Annotated in this window: 8 protein-coding genes; 2 read left to right on the forward strand and 6 right to left on the reverse strand. The window is 53.3% G+C overall.

The window, feature by feature from the left end:
- Positions 1-45 precede the first annotated feature (45 nt).
- Complete coding sequence (locus GJA01_RS08780) at positions 46-2,403, forward strand: TonB-dependent receptor (RefSeq protein ID WP_062505110.1); 2,358 nt, start codon at positions 46-48, stop codon at positions 2,401-2,403.
- 45 nt (positions 2,404-2,448) lie between these two features.
- On the opposite strand, the gene GJA01_RS08785 is transcribed toward GJA01_RS08780, so the two are convergent.
- From GJA01_RS08785 to GJA01_RS08795, 3 genes are all read right to left on the reverse strand, one after another.
- Positions 2,449-5,139, reverse strand: a complete 2,691-nt coding sequence (locus tag GJA01_RS08785) for a TonB-dependent receptor plug domain-containing protein (protein WP_010503248.1) — start codon at positions 5,137-5,139, stop codon at positions 2,449-2,451.
- A gap of 100 nt (positions 5,140-5,239) precedes the next feature.
- Complete coding sequence (locus GJA01_RS08790; protein WP_062505108.1) at positions 5,240-6,178, reverse strand: FecR family protein; 939 nt, start codon at positions 6,176-6,178, stop codon at positions 5,240-5,242.
- Positions 6,175-6,675 (reverse strand): RNA polymerase sigma factor, encoded by a 501-nt coding sequence (locus GJA01_RS08795; protein ID WP_169925632.1) that lies wholly within the window; start codon positions 6,673-6,675, stop codon positions 6,175-6,177. The genes GJA01_RS08790 and GJA01_RS08795 overlap by 4 nt, the downstream gene beginning before the upstream one ends.
- A 162-nt stretch (positions 6,676-6,837) precedes the next feature.
- On the opposite strand from GJA01_RS08795, the gene GJA01_RS08800 reads away from it, so the two are divergent.
- The gene (locus GJA01_RS08800; RefSeq protein WP_062505106.1) at positions 6,838-8,433 is read left to right on the forward strand and encodes an alkaline phosphatase D family protein; all 1,596 of its coding nucleotides are present in this window, start codon (positions 6,838-6,840) and stop codon (positions 8,431-8,433) included.
- Positions 8,434-8,447: 14 nt separating this feature from the next.
- Here the strand turns inward: GJA01_RS08800 and GJA01_RS08805 are convergent, their stop codons facing one another.
- The 3 genes from GJA01_RS08805 to GJA01_RS08815 form a co-directional block, all read right to left on the reverse strand.
- Entirely contained in the window at positions 8,448-9,668 is a 1,221-nt protein-coding gene (locus GJA01_RS08805) for a multidrug effflux MFS transporter (RefSeq protein ID WP_062505104.1), read from the reverse strand.
- Positions 9,661-10,425, reverse strand: coding sequence for a DeoR/GlpR family DNA-binding transcription regulator (locus GJA01_RS08810; protein WP_306417359.1), 765 nt, complete (start codon positions 10,423-10,425; stop codon positions 9,661-9,663). Before GJA01_RS08810 ends, GJA01_RS08805 begins: the two co-directional genes overlap by 8 nt.
- Before the next feature lie 108 nt (positions 10,426-10,533).
- On the reverse strand, positions 10,534-11,979 hold the full coding sequence (locus GJA01_RS08815) for an outer membrane beta-barrel protein (RefSeq protein WP_062505099.1): 1,446 nt from the start codon (positions 11,977-11,979) through the stop codon (positions 10,534-10,536).
- Positions 11,980-11,990 lie beyond the last annotated feature (11 nt).

The following is an 11,990-nucleotide window of genomic DNA, read 5'->3' on the forward strand; positions in this document are numbered from 1 at the left end:
TTGTTTTATAAACTAACGAATAAACTTAGTTGTTAGGCGGAACCGATGCACGACGTTTACACTGCTCCGTACCGCAGAAATGCCCTCCTAGGCCGTGGGCGAATTGCTCTTGTCTCCACTGTAGCATTGCTACCGTTCTGGAGTGTTGCAGCATCTGCGGAAGATAGCACTCCAGCCAAAAAGCCCGCGCAGGTGAGTACGCACAAAAGGGAAACAGCTCCCTCTAAAATTGCTCACATACGCCCAGCTTCTAAACCGCAGGATCACGAAGCATCCCGTGTGGAGAATGTTGTCGTAACATCTGAACGTAAGGCTGACAGTCCGCAGAACATCGGAACATCCATTAGTGTTATTTCAGCAAAAATGCTGGAAAACCGCAACATCAACAACGTTTTCGATCTGCAATATGCAACACCGTCGCTACAAATACAGCCGTCTTACGGAAGCGGGCAGTTCACCTACACCATTCGTGGTGTAGGGTTTAACAACTATTCCAGTAACAACTCTCCAACTGTTGGTATCTATATCGATGAGGTCGCCAATCCGGTGCCCTTCGGAATCAACGGTATGATGTTCGACATGCAGCGCGTAGAAGTACTGCGTGGTCCGCAGGGGACATTGTACGGGCGGAATACCACAGGTGGTGCGATCAATTACATTACCAACAAAGCGACGGATAAGCTAACCGGCGGCGTTGCAGCCCAGTATGGCCGCTTCGATAGTGCGAAGATTGACGGTTATATTTCTGGCCCCATCAATGACAAGCTCAAATTCCGTCTGTCCGGTGAGACGCAACAGGGCGGGGCGTGGCAATACAATCCGGAAGCAAAAGCTCACCTTGGAAATGTCGACCGCGGTGCTGCCCGACTTTTGGTGGATTATGCACCATCAGAGAGTTGGAAGGTGGAGTGGAACCTGCATGGAAGCCGCGATCGCTCCGATGGAACGGGCCCCTATGCCTGGCGTCCTATTACCAGCCTGAGTGCGACCAATCCGATGCCTGCGTCTGCCAGCCGTTATTATACACGTTGGGGCACGTCGGCACAGTTTGCCAAGGAAACGGGTCTAACGCCTGATCAGAAGCCCTACAGCCATATTGATACTGGGGGCAGCAGCCTGCGGATCGAAAAGCATCTGAGGGATTTTACGATCACAAATCTGGCCAGCTATGATTACATGCAGCGCAATGAATACGATAATTTCGATGATTCATCGCTTTCGCTCGCCGATGTAAAATTCAATACGCGCGCCAGTGTCGTCTCAGATGAACTGCGCTTCTCATCAAATACGACTGGGCGTCTTCACTGGATTGGCGGTATTTATTATGGCTATCAGTGGCTGAATGACCGGTATCAGTCGGGTTTTGAAGCGCTTTATAATACTGATGGAGATGTCCGCTACTCGCAGACAGTCAATACCATCAGTGGTTTCGGTCAGGTTACGTATGATCTGACACCAAAGCTACAACTGGTTGGCGGGTTGCGGGTCGAACATGAAAAGCGCACCCTGGATAATGTTTATGCCCATTATCTCGTCAACGGCGTTGTGACCAATCCGCAGAATACAGTCGCGCAACAGGGTCAGTCCTATACGCTGCCATCTGCCAAATTTAGTGTTCAGTATCATCCATTCAGTCATGACATGGCCTATTTCACCTTTAGTAAAGGTGTAAAGTCGGGCGGCTTTACGGTGTATAACTCCTCTGACGTCACGCAGATGACAAATCCATTCAAACCGGAACAGCTTTATGCGTTCGAAGTGGGAAACAAGTTGATCCTTCCGCGCTATAATCTTCGGATCAATGCGGATTTCTTCTACTACGACTATTTTGATCGCCAGGTGCAATCGATTGCTTATAGCCCGACGACGGGTTCCGCGATCGGGTTGTTCGTAAATGCTCCGCGTTCACATATGTTTGGTGGTGAGTACGAAGTGGAGTGGTCACCAATACCGGGCCTGCGTGTAGCCCAATCTGGGGCGTATGTTGAAGGGGCCTATGATGAATTCAGCGCCGTTACGAGTTCAAAGCGGGTCAACGGTGTCTGGGTAGGCGTGAAACAGGACGTTTCTGGCCGGAGTGTGGAAGTCCCACATTTTACGGCTAATGGCTCTGTCGATTATACGTGGCGCCTTGGCCGGTATGATCTTGTTTCTGGTGTGGATTACAGCCTTCGCACGACAAGCACTGCGCTTAACGATGCAAATACCATTCCAGGTTACACCCTGTGGGGCGGGTATATTTCTTTCGCCCCCCGTAAAGGACACTGGAAGATCGAAGGCATTGGTCGCAACATCACAAACAAGCATTACGATGTGACACGAGGTTATTTCGTTGGGGGCGATAACATCGCCGTCGCAGGACGTCCGGCTACATGGGAAGTTCGGGTTCGGGCAGATTTCTGAACAGCAAGGGGATGACGAAAAAAAAAGCCATCCCCCAAGTCAGCTTCAGAAAGAGGCAGCAACCGTACCAAAGAACATGCGTGGTGGTGTCGGGTATCCGACATAGGTTGAGCCATCGCCCGCGGTAATTGTTGACCAGGATCGCGTGTTCGTCAGGTTGCTGACGTTGAACTGCAGTTTGAGGCTCTGCATGTGAGGAATGTGCTTGAATGTATAGCCAGAGCTGAATCCAAGCTGAAAACGTGGCGGGACCATAATGCTGTTGGTGATCGTTCCAGGTCGTACACCCATATAGGTGCCAAAAAGCTGGGCGTTGAATCCTGCCTGATTATAATTGATTGCAAACTTATCAGACCAAACAGGAATAGCAGGGACTTTCTCGCCTTTTGTGGCGTAAAGCGTAGAGCCATCCATAAAGTCGCTGCCGTAAATGCTGCTTACATACGACACTGCGTCATAAACAGAGAAGTGTTGACCAAAGCGCAGAGTGAAAGACAGATCCATACCATTGGTCGAAACGCTGCCCAGATTGGCTACCGTGCCGCCAACGCCTGAAATACCTTGATTGGGTGGTTTGATTGCCCCCAATCGATTGAAGAAATCGACGTGATAGTATTCAAGCTGTCCACTGATGCCCGTCAATGGCCCGAGGAACAGAGGGCGATTGGTTCGAATGCCCGTTTCATAGGTCCAGGATGTTTCGGGTTTTCCAGTCCGTTTGAAGTCTTCAAATGCTTCCTGACTGGTCACAGCCCATGGGGATGTGCTGCCATAGCCTGTCTGGGCGAAGGAATTCATGTTCTCCTGAATGTTGGCGAAAAACTGCTCATGTGGCGTAAAATTCCACAAAGCACCAAAAGCAGGAAGGAATGGCTTGTAGGACGGAATAGTCCCACCCGCGACAGTGTGCGTGCTGGTATCGACGATCGTTTTTGCTCCCTTGACGGAAGACGCCAGGGATTGCGGTAAAGCAGCAATCGGCAATGTTCCGTTGGTATACACCATTTCGGATTTGAAACCCGCCGTCAGTGTCAGGTGAGGGGTGACTTTCCAGCTATCCTGCAAATGCGTGACGAAAGTGTTGGTGTAGAACGCGTTCATCCATTGTGTGAAAAGTGGGTTGGTCGCGCGCTTGTAAGGCGTCAGTGTGTCTGTCGCTGTCAGAGGATACCATAGCCGCCCCTGAGTGTTGTTGTTGCGCTCGTACCAGCCGCCCACTTCGATGTTATGGTGACCAAGATGATAATGCAGCGTACTGGTCAGGCCGCCACGATAATCTTCATATTCCGTGGTGCGGGTGGCAAAACCTGTTCCACCCGTTGCATTCCAGACCTTGGGATCAATTCCGGCGTTGCTATATGTAAACTGACCATTCTTAATGTATTTTGAACCTGTCGGATCAAGATATGTCCCGAGAATGGTCAGAATGGCATTCGTGCGAATGGATGTTGCAACCACGCCCGCGCCGTCATCATAGTGGAAATAAAGCTGGTTATCCCAAATCAGGTTAGGGGAGAACCGATGTGAGATTTTCAGGTAGGTCAGATAATCCGTACGCTGCGAAGCTGAGAAATAGTATTTGTTGTTGGGTGTTCCCGGCGCTGGAGATTTAGACGTCATCCCTGGATAATTCGCCATTGCGGCATTCAGATCCGGAAAGAATGCGCCGCGCGCGTAGAGATCAGTCGGCGCCGTCAGACCTTGCGTGTTTGGCTCTGCCTTATTCTGCCAGTCAAAATAAGCCGTAATTGTTGTGTTCTGTCCCTTGTGAACGAATTTTCCATTGACCTGATAGCCTCCTTGCCGGTTGCCTTCACCAAGATTCCATGGGCGGGCATCCTGTCGTGAAAAGGAAACATAGGCTGAGTTGCCATTCCCAAAGTTTCCGGTATCGAGACGCGCGTAGGTCCGAAATGTGGAATAGCTTCCAAAGGTCTGACGGATGGTTGCCCCGGCTTTTGCTTTGGGATCGCGGGTTGTGAATTCAATTGTTCCGCCCAAATTACTGGTTGATGCGGTTCCGAGAGCGCCTGCTCCTGAAGACAGTGCAGTTTGACCAATATTTTCGCTGATGGCCGCCCGTTGCGGAGAAAGACCGTTATAATTGCCGTAAGCCCCTGCGCCGAGCGGAACGCCATCAAGAGTATAACCAAGCTGCGTGTTGGAAAAACCATGCACGTAAATACTGGAATTCTGTTCGTTATTTCCCCAGGGGTCGACGTTGGTAAATGTCACGCCTGGCAGAAGATCAAGAGCCTGCATCGGGTTCTGACCAGGCATCATCTCCTGCATCTGGTCACCGCTGATACTGAGGACGGACCGTGTTCTGTGGCCCGTAGCAACAATCTGCTCGATATCGTTTGCTTCCCGAACCCGAGGCGCGCGCCTCGCTCTGGATGGCCGGTTTACACCCGCTGCGCGGCGGACGATCATGCCGCCACCTGGGGCAACTTCCACCGTCAGTCCGCTCCCATTAAGCAGCTTTCCCGCTGCCTCATCCGGGGTCAGGGAACCGCTAACGGAAGGAGCCTGAAGATGCTCGACCAGATCAGGAGAGAAAAGAATGCTTTGTCCGGTCTGTCGGCTTAGGGATTCCAGCGCCTGTGCCATTGGCTGTCGGTCAATATGAACATTTGCAGTCCCTGCCGAAGCAGCAACAGCAGTGTGGGTCAGAATGGTCATTCCTACGGTCAGGAACAAAGCTGCACGAAGGGGGCACCGGACGTTCACGGCCATGTATTCTCTATCCTGTTGGCGATCGCAAAAAGCGGTCTCCACAGAAAGACAATGACAATTCGAAAAACCTCAGGACATTCCGAGTGTTTTCATGAAACCGTCATAATGCTCGGAATGTGTAGAGATTGCCGTTCTGTTCCAGCCGGACGGGAAGCAGACGAGGCAACATACGCAAAAACATCTCGCCCTGAGATACGAAATAGACCCCACTCAGCTTGAGATTTTCCAGTGCCGGAGAGGCAATAGTAATTTTCTGGGGGGTGTATCTCTGGATTTGGGAAATAGCATCCAGCAAGGGTGTATTCCGGAAAATAAGCCGCCCTGTCTGCCAGGAAAGCAGAGATTCCATATTGGGGTAGTCAACACTCATGCGACCGTTCTTGAGAATACGCAGTCGCTGACCCGTCCTGATCCAGACATCGGTCGACGAAGCCGTTCCCTTGCTCAGAAGAATATGCCCCCTTACAGCAGTGATGTCCGTACAGGCATTGTCTGAGCGGATATTCGTTGATGCCTGCTCGGGGAGATAAACCGTAATGTTCCGGGCTGACAGATGAAACGTTTTCCGGTCACCCGGTGAAAGAAGAACCTGTCCCTGATCCAGTCTTGCCCGACTGCCATCTTCAGACAGCGTTATTCGGCTTCCGGAATCCAGCAGGCAGGAACCGTAATCCGGCAAAGATATTCTCAGAGTACGGCCGACAGGTGTTTGCAAAATACGGGAGGCCTTCGCACTTCGGTTTGCGGGAAGCAAAGCAACAGTTCCCACAGACGCAAGGGCGAGCAAGATACGACGGCGCCTCTGGTTCGGTCGCGCATCCGCAGCCGCAACTGTGTGCAAAATGTCTTTTGTCTGTACGCCGCCACCAAATTCCCAGTAGTCTGTCAGAAGCTCCACGGCATCCGCTCGACAGCTATCGCCACGCATCCATTGAACAAACTCGGCTCGATCATTGTCTGTGCAATTATCTGCATGGAGGCGAGCGATCCATTCCGCCGCACGTTCACGAGTGGCAAGCAGGTTTTCAGAGGGGATCACTGGTCCATCCATGAAGACAAAAAGACGAGAGCTTTGGCGATATGCTTTTCCACGCTGCTTTCACTGATTCCCAAGGCAACGGCAATCTCGCGATATTTCATTTTTTCAACGCGGTTCAGCAGAAATGCCTGACGCGTTCTTTCTGGAAGCTGCCGACATCCTTCATGAAACCGTGCCATTCTCTGACTTGCTGCATAAGCCTCTTCCTGAGACGGAGCAGGATCACGCAGTTCAAGGATCTGTTCCTGGTCTCCGGTGGTCGAAAGAGTGCCTGAAGCTGCCTTTTTCAGATCATTCAAATGAAGATTGAACGCACTTCGGGCAATGTAGGCCTCGGGATGAGTGACCTGTCCCTGTGAGCGTTCATAGTAATTCGCAAGGGCAGTTTGTAGGTGATCTTCAGCATCATCACGGTGTGTGAAAGTTCTGATGCGTCGGCGCAGACGCAACCATTCCTGCTGACAGGGAAACCAGTTTTCCGCCAAGGATCGTCTCATTCATTCTGAAGGATGGACAGCGTGCGGCGATGCATTACGGAATTTACGACGTCAGGTCTGTGACAGTTTCATGAAGAACGCGGGCAGGGCATGGGCAAACGGGGCGATCCGCTGTCTTGAGTGAACACACATCTGCTCGACCTCAGCGAAAGACTCTGAACGATGTTTTTGAACCGTAGACGCGTACTGACCGGCCTTGGAGCGGGTCTTCTGTTCACCTACCGTCTCAGGCAGCTTTCTGCTGCAGCCCCCCATAATCTGGACAAGAAACCCACGTTTGACGTGTCCCCATTCCAACTGGGCGTGGCGTCCGGTGATCCTGCAACAGACGGCTTTGTCATCTGGACGCGCCTTGCGCCCCGCCCCATGGAAGAAGCGGGGGGAATGACGCATCTGAAACCTGTTCTGGTGGATTGGGACATCAGCGAAGATCCGAAATTCGCAACAGTTCTTCGCACAGGACAAACCATCGCTCATCCTGAACTGGCGCATTCCGTGCATGTTGAGGTCGAAGGGTTGCAGCCTGATCGGCCATACTGGTATCGCTTCCGCATCGTAGGCCATGAAAGCGCGATTGGCCGTGGGCGGACGCTGCCTCTGCCGGGTGCTGAGGTCCAGCGTCTCCGATTTGTGGCAGCCGGCTGTCAGCATTATGAGTTCGGGTATTATTCCGCATGGCGCGCCATCGCGAATGAGAACGTCGATTTTATCTTCCATTACGGCGATTACATTTACGAAGGCGCAGACATCGGCGCTGGCGTTCACACGGTTTACGGCAAGCCCTTTACGGCAGTTCGACGCCATTTCGGTCCGGAAATCTACTCTCTGGACGAATACCGCCGGCGCTATGCCCAGTATAAGATGGACCCCGATCTTCAGGCTGCACATGCTGCCGCACCGTGGCTCGTCAGCTTTGACGATCATGAAGTGGATAACAACTGGGCAGGAGACACAGATCAGGACGGGACACCGCCAGAGTTCTTCCGCCTGCGTCGTGCTGCAGCCATGCAGGCCTATTACGAGAATATGCCGTTACGCGCGAGCTCTTTGCCTGATGGGAGCCACATGCAGATATACCGAAGCTTCCGCTTTGGTGATCTGATGAACACCTTCGTTCTGGATACGCGCCAGTACCGTAGCGATCAGGTCTATGGTGACAAGGATGCACCGCAAGGTGCGGATGTGTGGTCACCAGAACGCACAATGATGGGCACTCAGCAGGAAGAATGGCTCTTCAACGGGCTAAGCAAGTCCGACACACGCTGGAACCTGTTGGCCCATCAGGTCATGGTCATGGATCTCGCTCACCGGAAATCAGCCCATTCCGAACTGCTTTACAGCATGGATCAGTGGTCAGGTTACATGTACAGCCGCAACCGGCTGCTTCAGTTCATCGGGGATCACTGTCCCGGAAATGTCGTCAATGTTACGGGCGATGCGCATCGGCATTACGCGGGCAATCTCGTTATTGATCCTGACAAACAGAAGCCAGTTTCTGTCGAGTTCCTAGCGACGTCCATCTCTTCAGGAGGCGATGGTGCCGGGGATAATGACGCACACAGCCAATCTGTTCGCCGTGAGAACCCGCATCTGAAGGCTACGACCGACAAGCGTGGCTATGTCATCTGTGATGTTGGCCAGGATGTCTGGCGTGCAGATCTCAAGACGCTGGATCAGGTCAGCAACCATGATGGACAGCTTTCCACCTATGCGAGCTTCGCAGTGGAGCGTGGTCGTCCAGGTCTTGAAAAAGCCTGAGACGACCCATGTCATCAGGACGTTACATCGTCCTGATGACGAGACGCAAGCCGGAAGCAGGTGAACAGGCCGGCCAGGGAGGTCAGCAAAAGGACTAGTCCCATGGGCAGGGCACTCGTTTTGCTCAGACCCACCAATGGCGCAGCCACACCACCTATCAGAAGGTTTAGTGACCCGAGAATCGCGCTGGCACTCCCGGCGCGGTGTCCCTGTTTTGCGATGGCAAGAACGAAGGTTGCCGTCAGGATCATCCCGATACAGGTCATGTAGAGGAAGATCGCAGCCACCAGCAGGAAAAGCGGCCCCTTGAGCGTTGCAATCAAGGTGATGAGAGCTGCTGCGACTGTGATGCAGATGACTGAGGCCCGCAGGAATGTATCGGTACGGGCCATACTTCCCGCTCGCCCGATCAGCCAGCTCCCCCCCACCAGTGCCAGACCGTTGATGCCGAAAAGGATACTGAAGGTCTGCGGCGTTACACCGTAGATATCCTGATAGACGAAGGGAGTTCCAGCGACATAAGCGAAGCTGCCACCATGAATAAGACCGACAGTCAGGGCATGGCCGATGAATTCGCGATCCGTCAGCAGGCTGTGGAATGTTTCCAGTGTCGCACGGGGAGAGTTGGGAAGACGCCTGTGGAGTTCCAGTGTTTCAGTCAGGCGAGCCGCCACCAAACCTAATGCAAGAACACCAAATCCCGTCAGGAACCAGAACATCGTGCGCCATGTTGCTGATGGCAAAGCCAGAATGGCGCCTCCAAGCATTGGGGCGACCATGGGCGCAACTGCGTTGATGATCATCAGCCGCGAGAAGAAACGAGCGAGATCCGGGCCGTTGAAAACGTCTCTGACCACAGCGCGGGAGAGGACCAGACCTGCAGAAGCCGTGAGGCCTTGCAGAAAGCGGGCAACGATGAAAGTCGTAATGCTGGAAGCAACGGCACAGAACAGCGATGATAAAGCAAAAAGAGCCATGGCCCCCAGAAGCGGGATCTTACGCCCTCGGGCGTCGCTGAATGGGCCAACTAGAAGCTGCCCGACTGCAAGCCCTATAAGTGTGCTGGTCAGACTAAACTGAACGGCTGTTTCACTGGCCTGAAAGTCATGCCCGATGTTTGGAAAACCGGGCAGATACATATCAATATTGAGCGGCCCCAGACATGTCAGAAGCCCCAGAATAATAATGAGGTCACGCTGGACGGGACGGGTTATTTCGGCAGACGTGTCAGTCATGAGCTGGAACCTTGAGAATGGACACGCCTGAGGCGTTCATGCGGGAAAGTTCGTCGGAAGGGGCGTCTTCTGAGACAATGAGCGTATGAACAGTGTCCAGCGGAGCAACAGGAAAGCGACCGCCTGACCCGATCTTGCTGCCCTCTGCCATGACCACGACGGTTTCGCTCCGGCTAAGAACTTCGCGCTTGAAAGCAGCTTCTTCCGGATCCCATACGCTTGGGCCCTCGGCTGAAATCGCCCAGACACCCAGAGAGCAGAGATCGAACCGGTAATGCTGAAGCGATTGAACAGCCACCGAGCCAATGACTCCTCCGGTCGCGCCATCAAGACGTCCACCAATCATGATAGTTTCAATCTGGCTTGCATCGCTCAAGGCGACTGCCACCGCAGGGCTGGAGGTTACGACCGTCAGGGGCATATCCCGAGGAAGAGACGTTGCTAAGGCAATATTGGTGGAGCCGGTATCAATGAAGGCCACCTGTCTAGCTTTGAAAAGACCCGCAGTATGGCTGGCTAGTGCGTTTTTAAGCGCAATATTTTCCCCCATGCGAGCATGGATATGCGCCGCATCCGGCTGCAAACGGAGTGCACCACCATATACCCGACGGCATTCGCCAGCTTCTGCAAGTTCGCGCAGATCACGACGGACCATATCAACAGGTACATGCCATTCAGTCGCCAGATCGGCCGCAAGGACGCGACCGTGACTTTGCAAACGAGCACGGATTTGGCTCAGGCGTTCGTCTTTGAGGATGGGATTTGCTCCGGAAGGGCGTAAAACACGCGCAAACCGTCATAAACACGCATAACCTGTCAAGAAGTTTCGTGCTCTGTTGCTTTTGGCAGTCTCAGGTGTGGCAGATCAGAAACTCAGAACAGCATCCAGATTGAACCAGAGCATATTGCTGGTTCCATTATTGACGGTTGCGCCAGAAACCGTGGCAGCCTGATTGAAGGGATGCGTTCCGTTAAGAGACTTGTCCAGACGAACTTCAGGACGAACAGTCAGCGTACCGGTGCCAAGGTGGCGGTTAACGAAGGGTGGCCGATAGGCCACGCCGACCGTCAGAGCACCATAGGTCGTGGGGGGCGCGCCATAGTAAAAATAAGGCCGGTTCTGCAGGGAGTTCGTGTAGGACATATTGCCGGGATACTGATTGATGATCCCGCCGGTATTGTCGCGGAAAATTTCACCGCGAACGTTTAAAGTCAAAGACGGGTGAATGTCCCACGACAGGTAGGACGTGACGCCGTAAGCATCATCGCGCGACGCATCATCATGAAGGTAAAGCGCTTCCGCCATTAACGAGAGCGTTTTGTTGACGTGATAGGTGGCCAGAAGGCTTGCATTGTATTGCATGAGGCTATTTGCAGCCCTGCCGATCCCTGAGCTGCTCCAGCCAGCGGGGGAGGTTCGACTGGCACCATTGTTTCCCTGTGGTCCGAAATGGCCGATGGCATGCAGGTTCAGTTTGCCCCCCATCAGATTGTTCCACGCAAAGCCGAAATACCCTTTGGGGCGACTATTGTTCCCGGCCTGACCAAATGTCGTGGAATTGCCTGCGTCGATGCCAAGGATCCAGTCCATATGCTGGCTGAGGTGCATCGTCGCGATGATGCCAACCGTTTCGAACGGGACGATATAGTCTGATGCGTAATTGAAGGAATAGAACGGGCGGCCGAGGGCAGGTGTGCCTTCGGCGCCGATCAGGGCATACATCTGCCCAGCCTGAAAATCGATCCCGTGACGAAAGATCCACGGCGTGTGAACGTCGATATGCGCCTGAGTAGGGGCCCACTGATAAAGCCCGGTGAGCGTACCGTCTCCCATACCGATTGTCGGATCGAACCGCGCGTCTGATCCGTACATGACTTCAGCAACAAAGCCGATCCCGTAACCACCACCTATGGACGTGATGGGATGAGATATCGAACCCATTATCTGATTAAGAGTCACGGTATTAGCGCGATCCAGATAGAACTGGCCGAAATTTCGTCCAGACCGTGTCCATGGATTACCGCTGATCCCCGCTTCAACAGTCAGGTGGCCGACCAGCCCATCCCAGTAGGACAAGGAGTGCCCAGTCTTGGGTGAGAACAGATTTCCCGCTTTCAGGGCCGGGATATCCGGATCAGCGCTGTCAGCCTGATGGGACGTTGATGGTAGCATCGTCGGTGGATTGGGGTTAGGTGTCCCGTCCGGCGTAATAGCTGTGTTCGACGTGGCGGCCGCCTGAGCGTAAGCAAAAGACGGGAGAGCCGTTCCAACGAGCAGGCAGAAGACTGCCAGGACGTGTTTGTCCGACACGCGAAATCCGT

This window comes from Gluconobacter japonicus, assembly GCF_002723975.1.
Classification (GTDB): Bacteria; Pseudomonadota; Alphaproteobacteria; order Acetobacterales; family Acetobacteraceae; genus Gluconobacter; species Gluconobacter japonicus.

Coding starts and splice junctions, on each gene's coding strand:
- GJA01_RS08800 (WP_062505106.1), top strand. CDS start 6,838: ATGTTTTTGAACCGTAGACGCGTACTGACCGGCCTTGGAGCGGGTCTT.
- GJA01_RS08780 (WP_062505110.1), top strand. CDS start 46: ATGCACGACGTTTACACTGCTCCGTACCGCAGAAATGCCCTCCTAGGC.
- GJA01_RS08805 (WP_062505104.1), bottom strand. CDS start 9,668: ATGACTGACACGTCTGCCGAAATAACCCGTCCCGTCCAGCGTGACCTC.
- GJA01_RS08785 (WP_010503248.1), bottom strand. CDS start 5,139: ATGGCCGTGAACGTCCGGTGCCCCCTTCGTGCAGCTTTGTTCCTGACC.
- GJA01_RS08795 (WP_169925632.1), bottom strand. CDS start 6,675: ATGAGACGATCCTTGGCGGAAAACTGGTTTCCCTGTCAGCAGGAATGG.